Raw genomic sequence first — 16,757 nt, 5'->3', positions numbered from 1 at the left:
GCCAAGGGCCGGCATGGCGGTGTTGCTTGCCATCAAGAAGTCTTGAGCGTGGCGCCCGGAGCCGCCCAGTCTTTGGGCCAGACGGTAAGCCACTGGCCGTTCTGCACCTGCTTGACGCGCCCGAGGTTGTCGCCGAAGTTGCCTTGCTCGTTGAAGCGCAGCTTGCCCTGGATGGAATCGACCGTGTTGGCCCGCAGCCAGGTGGCCAGCTTTTCGTCTTCGAGCGATTTGTTTGCGGCCACCGCGGCTTCGATGATCTGCCAGGCCGAGAACGATGCGGCCGCCTGAGTTTCAACGGAGGTTTCGGGCAGGTTGGCTTTGGTGGCGCGCTCGCGGAACTGCTCGACGAACTCGGCGGCAACCGGATTGTCGGTAAAGGGAGAATGCGATTCGAAGATGGTGATCGCCAGCGCGCCATCGGCGTCGGGCGACTTGACCATGGGCCCCGGCGCCGGGTACAGGTGAAAGTGGTTGCGCGGCCGGTAGTCGATTTTCTTGAGCGCGTCGAGTAGCTGGGCGCCCTCGAGGCCCAGGCAGCCTACAAACAGGAAGTCGGGATCGGCCTCTTTGATGCGGCCGGCAATGGGAGCGTAGTCGCGATTGCCGAAATCCCATTCGAGGAACAGCACTTCTTCGAGGCCTTTTTGCTTGGCGACTTCGCGCGCGCCCATCGACACAAAGTGCACCGAGGGAAACTTGCTGGTGACAATGGCGATGCGCTTGGGCGGATGCTGGGACTGCGCCATCATGTCGAACACGAGCTCGGGCGTGGTGATGTCGGGGTTGGGCCCCAACGACCAGGCGGGAAACTGCCATTCGTACTTGGCCAGCTTGGGAATGCCGAAGGTATGGTGGACCAGCATCTTTTTATAGCGCTGGGCCACGCCCATTGCCGAAAGAATGTTGCCGGTGGCATAGGGCCCGATCAGCAGGTCGACCTTGTCGGAGGTGATGAGCTGCTCGTACAACGTGCGCGCCACGTCGGGCTTGGACTGGTCGTCTTTAAGCACCCACTCGACCGGGCGACCAAGCAGGCCGCCGCGCTTGTTGAGGTTGTCTACATAGATTTCGCCGGTAAGCTTGTGCACAAGACCGGTGGATGCCAGCGGGCCCGTCAGGGCCAGCGTGCCGCCAATGCGCACGGGGTCGCCCGAGGGCTTGCCGCCCGATTGCGCAAAAGCGGTGGGTACGAGCGCCCCCGCGCCCATTGCGCTGAGTGCGGCCATAAAGGCACGTCGATCGATCGTCATGTTTGTCTCCTGGTTGGAATGCCTTGCTTTCGATTAGTCGTTGTTCAAAGCGGCGAAGCTCTGGCGGCTTCGTTGTGTCAGGTACCGGATGCGGCGGGCGCCATGTGTTTCTTATATTGACAAGCCGCACCAAAATATACAATCTTGTCAAAAGTATATATTGTCAGGATGAAAAGGAAATCAGGGTTTCCATGCATAACGCAAAGCCCGCAACATGGAATACGAGCATGGCCGACATTACCGAACTTGATGCCTTGTCTTTGTCGCGGGCCATACGCGAAAAGAAGCTGAGCTGCCAGGAAACAATGGGGGCGTACCTGCGCCGCATTGAAGAAGCCAACCCGGCAGTGAACGCCATCGTTTCGCTGCGTCCGCAAGATGAATTGCTGAACGTAGCCAAAGAATACGACGAATTACTGGCCCGCGGCCAGTACCTTGGATGGATGCACGGCATGCCGCAAGCACCCAAGGACGTCACCCTGGTGCGCGGCCTGCTTACCACCTATGGTTCGCCGCTGCTGCGGAATTTCCTGCCCCAGGCCGATGCGCCGGCCATTGCGCGCATGCGCGCCGCGGGCGCCATCTTCATCGGCAGAACCAACGTACCCGAGTTCGCCCTGGGCTCTCAAACCTACAACAGCCTCTTCGGCCCCACGCGCAACGCGCTCGACCCGCGCCTTACCGCCGGCGGCTCCAGCGGCGGGGCCGCGGCGGCCCTGGCCTTGAACCTGCTGCCGGTGGCCGACGGCAGCGACATGATGGGCTCGCTGCGCAATCCGGCGGCGTTCAACAATGTGTACGGCATGCGCCCTTCGCATGGACGCGTGCCCTCGGGCACGCCCGATCTCTTCTGCCAGCAGCTGGCCACCGAAGGTCCCATGGCCCGCAATGTCGCCGATCTGGCCATGCTGCTGCGCACGCAGGCGGGCCATCTCGAGAACGACCCGCTCTCCATGCGTGCAGCGCTGCCCGACGAAGGGCTGGAAAGGGATTTCAAGGGCTGCCGAATCGGCTGGCTGGGCGACCTGGGGGGCCACCTGGCCTTCGACCCCGGCGTGCTTGAACTGTGCGAGCAGGCACTGAAGAAGTTCGATGCCCTGGGCGCCCGGGTCGAGTCAGTTGCCGCGCCCTTTTCACCCGAGCAGATGTGGGACACCTGGTTGACATGGCGCCATTACCTGCTGGCGGGCGCGCTGGGCGTGCATTATGCCGACCCCAAGCGCCGCACACAGCTCAAGCCCGAAGCCATCTGGGAAATCGAGCAAGGCCTGGACATGCCGGCTGCGCGCCTGTATGGCGCCTCGCTGGCCCGTTCGAGCCTGTACCGCGCCGTCGTCCAGGCCTTCGAGAAGGTGGATTTCCTGGTTCTGCCCGCCACCCAGGTCTTTCCCTTCGATGTCGAAATCAACTGGCCGCGCGAAGTCGGCGGGCGTCCAATGGACACCTACCATCGCTGGATGGAGGTCACGATATTGCCTTCGCTTGTCGGTTGCCCGGCGCTTGCCGTGCCGGCCGGCTTCAACGCCGAGGGCTTGCCGGCCGGGCTGCAGATCATCGGCCGGCCCGGCGCCGACTGGCCTGTGCTTCAGATGGGCCGGGCGTGGGAGCAGGCCTGAACTGGCCAAGGCCGGCAGGCGGGGGCTTGCTGAAAGCCTCCGACAGCCGCTGGAAACAGCTTGTGCAGAGGCAAGGGGCGGGGCCGCGGGCGGCTTGCCCGCGGCGGTTGGCCCCGTCGAGCGGGCTGCGGCTAGCGCAAGGTCTTTCCGGCCATGCGCATGATGTCGTCCAGCGCATTGCCATCGCCGTTGGAATCAAGCATGGCAGCAAGGCCCGACAGCGGGCTGGAGCCCTGCTGCTGCGTCGCGCCCCCGCCAAGAAGACCGCCCAGCATGCCGCCCAGGCCGCCCGACGGCGCCTGCGCCGCATTGGAGCCGCCCTGGCCCTGGCGGGCCATATAGGCGGTAACGATCGACACCAGTATGGGCAACATCTGCTTCAGCAGAGAGGAATCCAGCCCGGTTCGCGTGGAAGCGTCCTGGGCTACCGCCCGGCTGACGTCCTTGGAGCCGAAAATCTGGCCCAGCACCTCGTTGCCGCGATCAGCATCCAGGGCCTGCTCTTCTTGCGCGCCGCCAAACAGGCCGCTGCCACCAAGCATGCCCAGCATCGCGCCCAGGCTGCCGCCAGCGCCTGCCCCGCCCTGCATCTGGTTCTTGAAGCCGCCCATAATGGCCGGCAACAACGCATCGGCGGCGCTTGCCGCCTGCTCGTTGCTGAGGCCTAAGCGGCCGGCCATGGCCTGGAACTCCGGCGTCTGTGCAATAGGATCTGAAACGCCCATGTCGACCTCCGTGGTCAGAGCAAATCGGGGGGAATGTTGCCGCCGTTTTCGGCAATGCGGGCCAGGACGGCCTTGTGCAGCCACATGTTCATCTGCGCGGAATCAGCCATGAGCTCGGCCGGGCAGCCCAGCTCGGTTGCCAGTTCTTTGCGCGCGGCCAGGCTGCTGTCCAGGTCGAGCAGCTTGAGCAGGTCGACGATGGACGTGCGCCAGTTGAGCTTCTGCGGATTGGCGGCCGCTTTTTGCTCAAGCTGGGCCACGACATCAGTGACGGGCACTGCGCCCGAAGGGGCGGATGCCGCCGCCGCGGCTGCGGGAGCGGCCGTGGTGCCGGCCTGCGTGGCAGCTGCGCCTTGGTCCACGCCCTGGCCTGCGGCGGGAGCCGCCTTGGCGTCGCCAAGGCCCAGTTTGTCAAGAATCTTGCTGAAGAAACCCATGCCATACTCCTCGGGAAAAGTTGCCGGAAACGATTTGGAGTATACGGCTCGGCTTGCGCTCAAAGCACAGCCGCCGGAGAGGGCTTTACCTTTCTTGACAACTGATTACATGGGCATCGTTCGGCAAGCGGAAGTCGAACAATGCCCAGGGGTGCTGCCGCCTGCTTACTGCAGCGTGTCCAGCAGGTCAGGGCCGAACACCTCGCGGTGGATGCGGGCGGGCGGCACGCCCTCGGCCACCAAGTCGCGCCACTGCGCCTGCATGAAGCCCACCGGCCCGCACATATACACCTTGGCAACGGCACGGTCCCATTCGGGAAGCAGCGAGACCTGCATGCGTCCTTCGTGCACTTGCGAATCGTCGGCTTCGCCTTCAGACAGCGTTTCGTAGAAGGTCACGACCTCAAGCTGCGGCATGGCCTCTTGCGCCCGGGCCAGGTCCTTGCGGTGTGCATGGAAGGCCGAGCTGCGCGCAGCGTGGGCAAAGATCACCTTGCGGCCGGGGTTCACCTGGACGATGCGGTTCAGGGCCGAGATCATCGGCGTTACGCCCACGCCCGCCGAAAGCAGCACGATGGGGCCGTCGCCTTCGGTATCAGGATTGAAGTCGCCAAAAGGCGGGGTCACGCGAAGCAGGTCTCCCTCCTTCACATTGTCATGCAGCCAGTTGGAAACCACGCCCGCCGGCGTCTCTGCGCCCGGCGCTTCGCGCTTGACCGAAATGCGCACCTGGTTATTGCCGGGCGCGTCCGACAGGCTGTACTGGCGCAATTGGCGCTGGCCGCTGGGCAGCACCACCGCCACGCTGACGTACTGGCCCGGAACAAAAGAGCGCAGCACAGACCCATCGGCGCTCGTCAGCACGAAAGAGCGCACCTCGCTGCTCTCGTCCCTTACCGACACCACGCGCATCTCGCGCATATAGCCGGGCTGCATCTGGGCGGCCTCGTACAACCGCTTTTCCTCGGCGATGAAAGCGTCGGCCAGCATGCCGTAGGCTTCGCCCCAGGCGGAAAGCAGCTCGGGGGACGCGGCCTCGCCCAGGGTTTCCTGGATGGCGCCCAGAAGGTGCCGGCCCACTATGGGGTAATGCTGGGCGGCGATGCCCACCGAAGCGTGCTTGTGGACGATGCGGCTGACCACGGGCGCCAGCGCGTCCGGGTTGTCGATATTGGCCGCATAGGCGAATACGGCGGCCGCCAGCGACTGCTGCTGGGCGCCGTTGGCCTGGTTGCCCATGTTGAAGATGTTCGTCAGCTCGGGATGTTCGGCGAACATATTCTTGTAGAACGTACGGGTGATGGTAACGCCATGCTCGCGCAGGACGGGAACGCTCGCTTCAATATACGGGCGGGCTTCGGCAGACAACATGCTTGCTCCATTTGATACATTTGAAATGTATCTTTAAATTCAAAAAAAACGATTCAACCGGCATCCAGCGCCGGCCTGGCGATATTCCGCCTGGTCCGTTACGTCGGACAGGCCAAATGATACCAATAAAATATATCTTCAAATGGGGTTTTTGACCGGGCCTTGATCTAGATCAAACTTTGCAGCGCGGGCGGGCTGGGGCATACTTCGAGGGGCTCGCCCCCCTCACTTTTTGCAGAGGCCAAAAATGCTCATCCGCTACTCGAAAATCCTGCTCGTCGCCTCCATCGCCCTGTTCGCATCGCTGGTCGCCTTTGGCAACATCACCGACTACGGCAGCAATTTCGCCTTCGTGCATCACGTGCTGCTGATGGACACGATCTTCCCCACCGCCACGATCAAGTACCGCGCCATCGACTCGGTATTCCTGCATCACGCGGCCTATATCATCATCATCGCGCTGGAAACCCTCACGGCAATATTGTGCTGGTGGGGCGCAGGGCGCCTGCTGGGCAACGTGCGCGCGCCCGGGGCGGAATTCAACCGCGCAAAGAACATCGCCATTGCCGGCCTGACGCTGGGCTTCCTGGTGTGGCAGGTGGGCTTCATGTCGATAGGCGGCGAATGGTTCGGAATGTGGATGTCCCAGCAGTGGAATGGCGTTCCCGACGCGTTCCGCTTCTTCATAACGATAGGCGTGGTGCTGATCTACCTGGTGCAACGCGACGACGATGCCTGAAGCCCCGGCCTGTCGCCGCAGGCTAAGAGCATGAAAAAGGCCAAGTGAAAACCATCACTTGGCCTTTTTCTGCCCTATACAACAGCCTGGCTTAGAACGGAATGTCGTCGTCCATGTCGGCCAGGTTGGCCGCCGGGGCGGCCTGCGGCGCGGCCGGGCGCTGCTGCTGCGGCGGACGCTGGCTGCGCTGCGGGGCCGAAGAACCGTAGTCTCCGCCGCCCATGGGAGCGTCGCCGGAACCCTCGCCGCGCCCGCCCAGCATCTGCATCTGGTCGGCCACGATTTCAGTGCTGTAGCGGTCGGCGCCGGTGTCTTTGTCTTGCCACTTGCGCGTTTTGAGCCGGCCTTCGACATAGACCGAGCGGCCCTTGCGCAGGTATTCGCCCGCGATCTCGGCCAGGCGGTTGTAGAACACCACGCGGTGCCATTCGGTTTCTTCGCGGCGCTCGCCGCTGCTTTTGTCCTTCCATTGCGAAGTGGTGGCAATGGAGACATTGCAGATGGCGGCCCCATCGGGGCTGTAGCGCACCTCGGGATCGCGCCCAAGGTTGCCGACGAGTATGACTTTGTTGACTGAGGCCATGACAGTATCCCTAACTTGAATTCACGTTGTCGCTATTATCGACGATTTTGTCGTGGTTTCGGGCCCTCCGGGCACAACTACGCGTGCCGAATTTGCCCATACCCGAAAATCCGCCCCTTTGGGCGTATCGATATCAGTCTACATACTACCAAACCCCTTTGTCTGATCGTAGCGATAATCGCGAGGAGAAGCGCCGTAGGCCTTGCGAAATGCCCGGCTGAAATGCGCCACGTCGTTGAAACCCCAATAATAGGCAATTTCGCCAATGGAACGCCCCGCCGCGGCTGGGGAGGCAAGCTCGGCCCGGCAACGCTCGAGCCGGCTGCTCCATACGCGCTTCATCAAGGGCTCTTCTTCATCCGAAAACAGCTCGTAGACATACCGCGTAGACAAATTCACGGCCGAGGCGATGCCGGATGCCGAAAGGTCGCTGTCGCGCAGATTGTCCCGTATGTACCGCTGGATCCTCTGCTTATGCAGTTGCTTCAGGCGGGACGGGGACATGGGCTGCCCAAGTGAAAGACCGCTTAGCGCAGCAGAGAATACATAGGGGAGCGACTCGGCGATTCGATCGGCGGTGTCTTCATTCAATGTGGGAGCCAAGCCAAACATTCCGTCCAGCATGCCGCTGAACAACGCCCCGGTGCCGTGGCGCCCGTCGATGACCCGCGCCGTATAACTATCGAAGTCGGGCAAGAGATTTCGCAGCACCTCGGGCTCCATGTATACCGAATGGGTCAGGATTTCACCCGTTTCGATGAAGAATTTGCGCTGCGGATCGATCATGAAGATGTCGCCGGCCTCTACTCGGCACTCTCGCCCATCTTGCTGGACCAACGCCACACCCTCTTTTTGCAAGGTCACCAGCAAACGATTCGAACGAGGGCCCACCGCCAACGATGAGGTGGAATGAGGTGAAAAGCGCAAGGCAGCAAAACGCAAGTTGCGCCCGCGATACGCTGAAACCTGCGCCTGGAAGGGGTTTTCGTCTTCTGAACGAACGACAAGACCGACGGAAAACATTTTTTCCATGTCTTGCTGGAATCTTAAGGGACATTGAGCGTTATATTGCCTGCCTTCGATATCCTGATTCTGCAATTGAGTCATAACGTGGCCTCACTGAGCAGACCGCCATCTCAACAGGCGGCGCTCTACCCACTGCAACAGCATCGACGCGCCAAACCCGATGGCCCCCAACATTATCACGCCCGCATACAGCTCGGGCGTACGAAACGAACGCTGCGCCATAAGTATGCTTTGCCCCAGCCCCGGAAGGGAAGCCTGCATTTCCGTGACCACCGCAAGAATCAGCGCAACAGCCAGGCCCACGCGCGCGCCGGCGAGAATATCGGGCATGGCGCCCGGCAACGACACCTTTCGGAAACGATCCCAGGCGGACATGCGCATGGCATCGGCCATTTCATACAGCCGCGGCTCGACGGTTGAAAACCCCTGGATAGCCGCCAGCAGCACCGGCCAGATGGAACCAAACGCGATCACTGCCGTGGACATCCGATTGCTTAGCCCGAACGCCAATATGGCAACCGGGATGATCGCCGATGCCGGCATTGGACGGATGAACTCAAGCATGGGCGCCAGCAGCAGCTTGCTGAATCTGGAACCTGCGATCAGGGCGCCCAGCACCACGCCCAGCAATGATGCGGCGAGCCAGCCGTACACCATGCGAACCACGGTGGACGAAAATGGAGTCCAGATCCGGCCGCTTGTGATCTGTGACCAGAGTTCGGAAAGAGTGCGCAAAGGGGATGGGAAGAACAAAGGCGAAATGACTTCGAGTGCAGCAAGGATTTGCCAAACGGCCAATAGAAAGAGGGCGAAAATGATTGCCCCGAACCGGCTCAACCAGCGTCTGTTTCTTGTCATGATCGCTCCTTGGCGCGGTCGGCTCGACAGGCCGGCGACCATCTGTCGAGCAGCACCTGGCTGCCATAGCTAAGACCCCAGCCTACTGCCCCAATCCATAACAATTGCGCATACATTTGATCGAATCTCATTGCTTGCTGCGCGGACATCATGCCGTGTCCAAGCCCCCTGGGGTTGAGGACGATCTCGACCGTCACAGCGACGACCAGCGATATGGCCAGGGCAAGCTGCAGCCCGACCGCGATACGGCTGAGCGCCGCGGGAAGAATGATCTTCACCATGCGTTCATAGGTCGACATTTCAAGTACACGGGCAACATTGAGCAAGGCCGTGTCAATGCCTCGAACCGCGGAAATGGTCACGATGAGTATGGGCCAAAGGCATGCGAACGCCACCACGGCCGCCTCCATGCGCACGCCAAAGCCGAAGATCATCAGTGTGAGGGGAATGAGAGCCACCGAAGGCACCGGACGCATGGCGTCGATAGACGGCCCGACCACGCTTTCGAGCCATGGCAGCAGCCCCAGGACGACTCCCGCAACCAAGCCAATTACGGCTGCAATCGCAAACCCCAATAACGCTGCCTGGAAGGTTTCAGCCGTGGCGATGAGAAACTCGCCGCCCGCCAGGCCGTGAAACAAGGCCAACCCGACGTCCCACGGCCGGGAAAGGGATTCCATGCGCACATTCTCGATATGCCAGGCGGCCTCCCACAACACCAGCACCCCGACGGGAATGACTGCGCCAAGCCATCTTTTTCCCATCAGTGACCCTCCAGCAAGCCAAAGATCTCATGGCGCAAGGCCAGGAACTTCTGATCTTCACGCGTAGTCAATTGATGCCTGGGACGCGGCACATCAACGGGGATATCCCGCAATATGCGGCCCGGATTGGCAGCCAGAACGACCACCCGATCTCCGAGGTAGATGGCTTCTTCGAGATCATGGGTGATGAAGACAACCGTGGTGCCATGAACCTGGGCCAGGCGTGCCACTTCGTCCTGCAGCCCCTGCCGCGTAATGGCGTCCAGAGCCCCGAAAGGCTCGTCCATCAGCAAGAGAGTGGGATTCTGCGCCAGGCAACGCGCAATCTGCACCCGTTGCTGCATGCCTCCGGACAACTGGCTCGGGTAATGATTGACGGCATGCGACAACCCCATGGTTTCCGCCAATTGCTTCACGCGCTCGGCATGCTCGACCTTCGGCACCTTGCAGGTTTCGAGCGCCAAGGCGATATTGCCGCCCACTGTGCGCCAAGGCAGCAAGGCGCGGCCGTAATCCTGAAACACGATGGCGCGCTCTCGGGACGGCCCATTAACCGGTTTGCCATGAAAATCGATGCGGCCCTCGGTAGGACGGGCGAGTCCGGCCAATAGCCGGAGCAAGGTCGTCTTGCCGCAGCCTGAAGCGCCGACAATGCACAGGAACTCGCCTCGAGCCACCGTCAAGCTCAAGCCATCAATAATTGTGCGCCGCGCCGGCCCCTCGCCGAACGCCATTGCCAGGCGCTCGACTTGAATCGCGGGCTCGTCATGCACTGCATGGCCCACTTCGCTGCTGGTGTGACAATTATCCTTATGGAGCATGTTTGCTTCCTAGTTGAGCGCTGCCCGCACTGCCCTGCGGGCCAGTACATTGACTAGATGCGCACGATAGGCCGCCGTCGCATGAAGGTCGCTGTTCATGTCCGCCTCGTCCAGGCGAATATGCGCAATCGCTTCCGGGTCGAAACGACGCGTTAACGCCTCTTCCATTGCGTGTACGCGGAACACGACGGAGCCCGCCCCCGTGACGGCAACCCGTACCCCCGCCACCGTTTTCGCAACAAACACTCCTACCAACGCAAAACGCGAAGCGGGATGCTTGAACTTGATATAGCCGGCGCATTCCGCCATTGGAAACTCAACGCGCACGATCAGTTCATCCGCCTCGAGCGCTGTTTCGAACATGCCAAGGAAGAATTCATCCGCGGCGATGCGGCGACGGTCGGTGACTATTACGGCGCCTAAACCCAGCACCGCCGCCGGATAATCGGCAGCCGGATCATTGTTGGCCAATGATCCGCCCAAGGTTCCGCAATTGCGAACCATGGGGTCGCCGATCTGGCCCGCCAGATACGACAAGGCGGGAATGGCCCCCTTGACCTCCGTGCTGGACGCGACCGCCGCATGAGCTGTCATTGCCCCCACCAGCAACTTTCCGTCCGCCTGCCGTATGCCCCGCAGCTCGGGGAGGCCGGCCAGGTCGACCAGGCAATCGGGCTGGGCAAGGCGCAGCTTCAAGGAAGCCAGCAAGGTTTGGCCTCCGCCCAATAGTTTGGAGTCAGACCCGTTGTTAAGGTGCGCACGCACGTCTTCGACATCGGCGGCACGATGGTAGCTGAATGAATACATGTCCGATACCTCCTATGTTTCCATCCGGGCAGAGGCGTGTTGCACGGCACGCACAATATTCACATACCCCGTGCAGCGGCAAATATTGCCTTCGAGGCCCTCGCGAATCTCTGTTTCGCTTGGATGGGGCGTTCGACGCAGCAAGTCAATGGCGGACATCACCATGCCAGGGGAGCAAAACCCGCATTGCAAGCCATGGCATTCTTTGAAAGCCTCTTGCATCGGATGCAGGGTTCCGTCCGCTTCCGCCAGGCCCTCTATGGTCAGTATCTCGCATCCCTGGACCTGCAAAGCCAGAAGATTGCAGGATTTCACCGCCCGCCCATCGACATGCACGGTGCAAGCGCCACACTGGGCCGTGTCGCAGCCTCGATGAGTTCCTGTCAGTCCCAAGCCGTCGCGCAGCAGATCAGACAGCAGCGTACGCTCTTCGACATCTTGCGTAATTGAACGCCCGTTAACAATCAGTGAAACCTGCATGGTTCTTCCTTTTAGTCTGAGGGATTTCGCTTAGCGATAAATCAGCCCGGAAGTATCGGCGGCCTTATCCACGAACCCTACCTCTTTGAACATGTTCGCGTAAATATCGAATTCGGCGGGATTCAGGGTTAACGAGTACGGCACTTTCAGCTGCGTCGTGAACCCAAGGTATTTTTTCTCGATCTCGCGCGCCTTCTCGGGATTGTCACGAATGAAATCCAACGCCTCGGCCAACGACAGCCGAAAAGCGGGAACGACCGTGGGATTCGCATCCAGCCATTTACGGCTGCCCGCCCATACCACACCAAGAATGTCCTCATTGACCTCCGCGATATAGTCGGAGACCCGATAGCCCGTGTTGTCCGAAAGAATCGCGGAACGGAATGGCTCGAGAACCGGCACGGCATCTATCGTCCCCGCCTTGAGCAGGTCTTTCATCTGGGGAAACGAGGCCTCGACAATGGCAACCTTCGACATATCCGCGCCTTTGTCGATCAGCCATTTCCTGAACAGTACGTCCGCCACGCTGCGGATGCCGGGCACGCCAACCCGCTTGCCCTCGAGATCCTTGGCTGTCTTGACTTCGACACCCTCGCGCGCAACGACGCTGAATATGGCGGGATCCTTGACGAAACGAGTCGCGCCGGCCACCGCAACAAGGTCAAGGCCGGACGTCGAAGTGTCGATCAGCACCGTCGGAGTCGTCGCCCCGATGTTCAGGCTGCCCGACATGATTGCCGCAGGAATGTTGGACACAATGGCAATTTTGGATAAAGAGACATCCAGCCCATGCTTTTCAAAGATTCCCGTATCCTTGGCCACCAGCGCCGGCAGCCAGTCGGCCGCCGGCGGATAGCCTACCGCCACAGGCACGGGCTGGGCACTTGATACACCCGCGGTAAACCCCGCGATGGCGATAATCCAATTGATGATTTTTTTCATGATTGATGTCTCCGTTGATGGTTATATTTCTACTGTGCTTACAACAGCAACGCTCAAGCAGCCCGGGATTGCTTGGCTGATTGAATCGCCTGCCATACTTTCAGCGGTGTCGCAGGCATGTCCAGATGCTCGACTCCCAAAGGCCTCAGGGCGTCGATCACCGCATTGATAATGGTGGGAGGCGCCGCAATGGTTCCTGACTCGGCCACTCCCTTTACGCCCAAGGGGTTCGTCGTACTTGGAATCTCAAGAAGCTGCAGGTTCAAGGGCGGCATGTCATCGGCACGGGGCATTCCGTAGTCCATCAGGCTGCCGGTCAGCAACTGGCCTGAATCACGGTCGTACACCACGTGCTCGAGCAGCGCCTGCCCCAGGCCTTGTGCGATCGCCCCGTGCATCTGCCCTTCGCATACAAGCGGGTTCAGGGCGATTCCGACATCATCGACCGCGTTGTACCGGTCTATCCGCACAACGCCGGTTTCGGGGTCGACTTCCACCTCGCATATATGGCAGCCGTTGGGGAAGTTCGGCGCATCCGCGCTCCATGTGCCCGTCGCCTCGAGGCCTACGCCGAATTTCGACAAAGGCCCCGCCTTGATGAAAAACGCCTTGGCCGCGTCGGACAGGGCAATGCGTTTTTCACCATCTTGTATCTGGAAGAATCCGTTCTCATAGAGCAGGGAGTCGGGCCCCACACCCAACTGCATGGCGGCGGCAGGACGGACCTTCTGGATGATTTCATCTGCAGCCAGGCGCAGGGCGCATCCGCCAATCATGGAAGAACGGGCGGCGTAGGTGCCCCGCCCGAACGACACCTTGTCTGTGTCGCCCTGCACATACCTGATCAAGCCGTAGGGAACCCCCAGCCACTCTGAAACCAGCTGCGGAAACACGGTGGCGTGGCTCTGCCCATGAGAATGAAGCCCCGAAAGTATGGTCACATGGCCGCTGGGGCTGAAGCGTATGGTCATCTGATCGTTGAATATGCCCCCCTGCTCGATGAACATGCCGATGCCCCGGCCACGCAACAGCCCCTTCCTTTCAGATTCCGCTTTTCGCTGCGCGTAGCCTGCCACGTCGGAGCGCGCCGTGCATTCATCGAGCGCATGGAAGAAATCGCCGCTGTCATACACGAAGCCCGTATGGGTGGCGTACGGCAACTGGTCGGGGCGGATAAGGTTGCGGCGGCGGATTTCGTAGGCGTCCATGCCAATCTCGGTGGCCGCCCGGTCAAGCAGGCGCTCAATGAGATAGGTTGCCTCGGGCCGCCCCGCCCCCCGGTAAGGCCCGGTGGGCGAAGCGTTGGTAAAGACGCCCTCGTTGACGGCGTGATATGCTTTGACGGCGTAAACACTGGGTACAAAACGCATCGCGAAGGTCAGGGGCGCCACCGCCGCCGACACCACGAACGCGCCGAACCCGTGCCTGGAGCGCACGCGTATGCCCAATATCCCTCCGTCGGGGTCAAGCGCCATGTCCGCATGCACCACCTGGTCTCGTCCATGCGTGTCACCCTGAAGGCTTTCGCTGCGTGTCGCCGTCCACCTGACCGGCCTGCCTGTGCGCCGCGCCGCCCACAACACCAGGCCATCCTCTGGATAGGGATCCGCCTTCATGCCAAAGCCCCCGCCCACATCGGGCGACACGACACGCATCTGGCTCTCGGAAATATGAAACACGCTGGCGCAAAGCATGGTTCGAGCACCATGCGGATTCTGTGAACTGGTATGCAACGTATAGAAATCTTCCAGCGGGTCATACTCGCCCAGGGCGGCTCTGGGTTCCAGGGAATTTGCGCTTATCCGGTTGCTTTCAAGCCGTATGGATACTTTATGCGCCGCCTCGAGAAATGCTTTTTCCACGGCGGCCTCGTCGCCGAACATCACCATGCAACATTTATTGGCGGGCGCCTCGTCCCAGACCAGCGGGGCTCCCTCGGCCACCGCATCGTCAAGATGCACGACGGCGTCGAGAGGTTCGTAATCCACCATGATCAGCTCACAGGCGTCACGGGCCTGCGCCGCCGTCTCGGCCACCACGAAAGCCACCCTGTCTCCCACGAAACGAACCTTGCCTTGAGCCAACAGTGGACGCGCAGTGCGATACCCCTTGGGCCCTCCGGCATCTTCGGGCATGAACAGCGGCGGCATTCCGCCCAGTCCGTCATGCAATGCATCATCGCCCTTCAGTACACACAGCACCCCAGGCGCGGACTCAGCCTGGCTTGCGTCGATGGAAAGAATGCGGGCATGAGCATACGGGGACAGCAGCGCAACGCCATGCGCCGCGCCCTGACGCCTGATATCGTCGACATACCGGCCCTTCCCCGTTAAAAATCGCTTGTCCTCGGTTCTGCTCAATGGTTGCCCGATACCGGTAAGGCCCTGATGGTTCGCATCGTTCATGTCTGTCTCCTTTCTTGGTATGGGTTAACGCGACGCCTGGCGCAGGAAGGCCCCGACCGCTTCGGTGAACTCGACCGGCCGTTCAAGATTTCCCAGGTGGGCGGCACCCGCCAGCACCAGCATTTTCGCGTTGGCCATCCGCTCCGCGATCTGCGCCGCGGCAGCGGGAGGTACGGATGAATCCTCTTCGCCGGCGACCACCAGCGTCGGCACCTCGATAGCGGCAAGCTTGTCCAGGTGATCCAGGCCCTGAATTGCTCTTATGGCCGACAAATAACCCTTGTTCGTCGTGCGCAGTATCTGTTCGGATAACCAAGCAAGCGTCAACGGCGACGCTTCGGCAAATGACCGCGTAAACCAGCGCTCGAGCGTAGGCATGACCTGGGCGGCCATGCCTTCCCGCTCGAAGCGCGCAATGCGTCCGCTCCAGATTCCTTTCACTACCTCGACTGTGCGCGCACTGGTATGCGCAAGCACCAGCGATCGAACCCGAGCCGGATACTTCAGTGCAAACGCCTGCGCAACCATTCCGCCCAAGGACAGGCCCACTAGAGAAGCAGTGTCTATATGCAGCTCGTCAAGCACATCGAGGACGCAATCCGCATATCCGTCCAGGTCCAGGTCGGCATCGATATCGGGGCTGCCGCCATGGCCGGGCAAATCCACGCAGACCAGACGAAAGGCAGTGGCCCAGACGGGAACCTGCGCCGACCATAAGTTGCTGTCGGTCGCGATGGCATGCAACAACACGACAGCTTGGCCATCGGCGGGGCCTACGGTGTGATACGAACAACGTGTCATGCCTTCTCCTGCAACGCCCAACGCCCCAAACCTATGCCTGTGTACCAATCGGGCATGGGCTTGTAGTAGATTTGCTCGAATACACCTCGAGCCGCGCCATGCGCAATCAACCAGGTACGAACCTCTTCGGCGCCGTTTCCGGCCTCATCGACATGCCCGGCGGCATAATCGACCAGCGCTGCGTCATCTCCGCCAGCCAGAAGCGCCAGAAACTTCCGGTCGAAGTCCTCGTTGACCATGCCCATGCGAGGCGTAGAAATATCATGGCTCAGCCCCCCTGTTGCAAGAACTGCGATACGCAGGTCTTCCGGGAAACTGCGCAAGGCCTTGGCCAGAAATCTGCCCCACTGCAAAGCGCGGCTCATGGTCGGCAACGGAGGCTGCACGCAATTGACCAGAATGGGCACGACAGCGACCTCGCCGGCGATTCCAGCAAGTTCCAATGGGGTCAGCACACCGTGGTCAAGCGTCAGGTCCATCGATAATGCCGGGTCGAACCCTTCCTGCAAGGCCATCGTCACCAGATAGGCCCCTAAAGATCCATGCCCGGCGAGAACCCGCTTTTCCGCCTTCAGCCAGTGCTCTACCGGTGTCGGGTAAAAGTCGGTGGCTCCGATGCAGAATGCGGGTAAATTGTTCAGGAAGAAATTATGGACATGGTCATCGGAGATGATCACCACCGCATCCGGCCGCAGTGCGCGAAGCTCGTCTCCGACTGTCGCAAAGGCGTCGAAAATCTCCTTGCGGTCCGCATCGGGGATAGCGTTGGGGAAGTTCAGCATGACCGGGGTATGGCTCGTTGCATACACGCCTACGACTTCAGCCATGGTCGTTCTCCTCTTGCACAACATGCTCGATCGCCCGCAGTGACGCAACGAACTCGCTCTCGGGTATTCTCAGTCCCAGGCAATGCGCACGAAGCAACAAGGGGTTCACGCCCTCCAGGTACATCGCCCCGATATCGTTATCGCGTATCGCGGCTTTCAATCGTGCCGACAACGGGGAGCTCGCCATGTATTGATCCGGATCCGCTTTGTATCGCTCCAAATCACTTTCATGATGATGAATGTCATAAAGAATGCGGCTCATGGCGTAGCAATCGGGGGTAGGAACGGGATGGCGCCAGTTTCGT

At 60.8% G+C, this 16,757-nt stretch carries 18 protein-coding genes; 2 read left to right on the top strand and 16 right to left on the bottom strand.

Annotated elements, in window-relative coordinates; translation table 11 throughout:
• Window positions 1–32: 32 nt before the first annotated feature.
• The gene (locus C7440_RS00420; RefSeq protein WP_116517032.1) at window positions 33–1,250 is read right to left on the bottom strand and encodes an amino acid ABC transporter substrate-binding protein; all 1,218 of its coding nucleotides are present in this window, start codon (window positions 1,248–1,250) and stop codon (window positions 33–35) included.
• Window positions 1,251–1,477: 227 nt separating this feature from the next.
• On the opposite strand from C7440_RS00420, the gene C7440_RS00415 reads away from it, so the two are divergent.
• Window positions 1,478–2,866, top strand: a complete 1,389-nt coding sequence (locus tag C7440_RS00415) for an amidase (RefSeq protein ID WP_116517031.1) — start codon at window positions 1,478–1,480, stop codon at window positions 2,864–2,866.
• Window positions 2,867–2,997: 131 nt separating this feature from the next.
• Here C7440_RS00415 and C7440_RS00410 read toward each other — a convergent pair whose 3' ends face one another.
• From C7440_RS00410 to hmpA, 3 genes are all read right to left on the bottom strand, one after another.
• On the bottom strand, window positions 2,998–3,591 hold the full coding sequence (locus tag C7440_RS00410; RefSeq protein WP_116517030.1) for a DUF937 domain-containing protein: 594 nt from the start codon (window positions 3,589–3,591) through the stop codon (window positions 2,998–3,000).
• A 14-nt stretch (window positions 3,592–3,605) separates the two neighbouring features.
• Window positions 3,606–4,028, bottom strand: a complete 423-nt coding sequence (locus C7440_RS00405) for a DUF3597 domain-containing protein (protein WP_017524057.1) — start codon at window positions 4,026–4,028, stop codon at window positions 3,606–3,608.
• 165 nt (window positions 4,029–4,193) lie between these two features.
• A complete protein-coding gene (gene hmpA / locus C7440_RS00400; RefSeq protein ID WP_116517029.1) occupies window positions 4,194–5,399 on the bottom strand; it encodes an NO-inducible flavohemoprotein in 1,206 nt (401 codons plus the stop codon).
• A gap of 247 nt (window positions 5,400–5,646) precedes the next feature.
• On the opposite strand from hmpA, the gene C7440_RS00395 reads away from it, so the two are divergent.
• Window positions 5,647–6,138, top strand: coding sequence for a DUF2165 family protein (locus tag C7440_RS00395; RefSeq protein ID WP_116517028.1), 492 nt, complete (start codon window positions 5,647–5,649; stop codon window positions 6,136–6,138).
• Window positions 6,139–6,229: 91 nt separating this feature from the next.
• Here C7440_RS00395 and ssb read toward each other — a convergent pair whose 3' ends face one another.
• From ssb to C7440_RS00335, 12 genes are all read right to left on the bottom strand, one after another.
• A complete protein-coding gene (gene ssb, locus C7440_RS00390; protein ID WP_116517027.1) occupies window positions 6,230–6,721 on the bottom strand; it encodes a single-stranded DNA-binding protein in 492 nt (163 codons plus the stop codon).
• A 138-nt stretch (window positions 6,722–6,859) separates the two neighbouring features.
• Window positions 6,860–7,828 (bottom strand): helix-turn-helix domain-containing protein, encoded by a 969-nt coding sequence (locus C7440_RS00385; protein WP_116517026.1) that lies wholly within the window; start codon window positions 7,826–7,828, stop codon window positions 6,860–6,862.
• Window positions 7,829–7,837: 9 nt separating this feature from the next.
• Entirely contained in the window at window positions 7,838–8,647 is an 810-nt protein-coding gene (locus C7440_RS00380; RefSeq protein WP_243410795.1) for an ABC transporter permease, read from the bottom strand.
• On the bottom strand, window positions 8,602–9,369 hold the full coding sequence (locus C7440_RS00375) for an ABC transporter permease (protein WP_116517024.1): 768 nt from the start codon (window positions 9,367–9,369) through the stop codon (window positions 8,602–8,604). Before C7440_RS00375 ends, C7440_RS00380 begins: the two co-directional genes overlap by 46 nt.
• Window positions 9,369–10,190: an ABC transporter ATP-binding protein gene (locus C7440_RS00370; protein ID WP_116517023.1), complete on the bottom strand. Its 822-nt coding sequence runs from the start codon at window positions 10,188–10,190 to the stop codon at window positions 9,369–9,371. Before C7440_RS00370 ends, C7440_RS00375 begins: the two co-directional genes overlap by 1 nt.
• A 9-nt stretch (window positions 10,191–10,199) precedes the next feature.
• The gene (locus C7440_RS00365) at window positions 10,200–10,997 is read right to left on the bottom strand and encodes an FAD binding domain-containing protein (protein WP_116517022.1); all 798 of its coding nucleotides are present in this window, start codon (window positions 10,995–10,997) and stop codon (window positions 10,200–10,202) included.
• Window positions 10,998–11,009: 12 nt separating this feature from the next.
• Window positions 11,010–11,477 (bottom strand): (2Fe-2S)-binding protein, encoded by a 468-nt coding sequence (locus C7440_RS00360; RefSeq protein ID WP_116517021.1) that lies wholly within the window; start codon window positions 11,475–11,477, stop codon window positions 11,010–11,012.
• A gap of 30 nt (window positions 11,478–11,507) precedes the next feature.
• Window positions 11,508–12,419, bottom strand: a complete 912-nt coding sequence (locus C7440_RS00355) for an ABC transporter substrate-binding protein (RefSeq protein WP_116517020.1) — start codon at window positions 12,417–12,419, stop codon at window positions 11,508–11,510.
• 53 nt (window positions 12,420–12,472) lie between these two features.
• The gene (locus C7440_RS00350; RefSeq protein ID WP_116517019.1) at window positions 12,473–14,824 is read right to left on the bottom strand and encodes a xanthine dehydrogenase family protein molybdopterin-binding subunit; all 2,352 of its coding nucleotides are present in this window, start codon (window positions 14,822–14,824) and stop codon (window positions 12,473–12,475) included.
• Window positions 14,825–14,848: 24 nt separating this feature from the next.
• Window positions 14,849–15,625 carry an alpha/beta fold hydrolase gene (locus C7440_RS00345; protein ID WP_116517018.1) on the bottom strand — a complete coding sequence of 259 codons (777 nt, stop codon included), beginning with the start codon at window positions 15,623–15,625 and terminating at the stop codon, window positions 14,849–14,851.
• On the bottom strand, window positions 15,622–16,452 hold the full coding sequence (locus C7440_RS00340; protein WP_116517017.1) for a DODA-type extradiol aromatic ring-opening family dioxygenase: 831 nt from the start codon (window positions 16,450–16,452) through the stop codon (window positions 15,622–15,624). The genes C7440_RS00345 and C7440_RS00340 overlap by 4 nt, the downstream gene beginning before the upstream one ends.
• Window positions 16,445–16,714 (bottom strand): subunit of meta cleavage enzyme, encoded by a 270-nt coding sequence (locus C7440_RS00335; RefSeq protein ID WP_243410794.1) that lies wholly within the window; start codon window positions 16,712–16,714, stop codon window positions 16,445–16,447. The genes C7440_RS00340 and C7440_RS00335 overlap by 8 nt, the downstream gene beginning before the upstream one ends.
• Window positions 16,715–16,757: the final 43 nt, after the last annotated feature.

Origin of the sequence: Pusillimonas noertemannii (assembly GCF_003096595.1) — a bacterium.
Lineage (GTDB): Bacteria > Pseudomonadota > Gammaproteobacteria > Burkholderiales > Burkholderiaceae_B > Pusillimonas > Pusillimonas noertemannii.
Note: the sequence above shows the minus strand (reverse complement) of the source record. Positions and strands in the feature narration are given on the sequence as shown.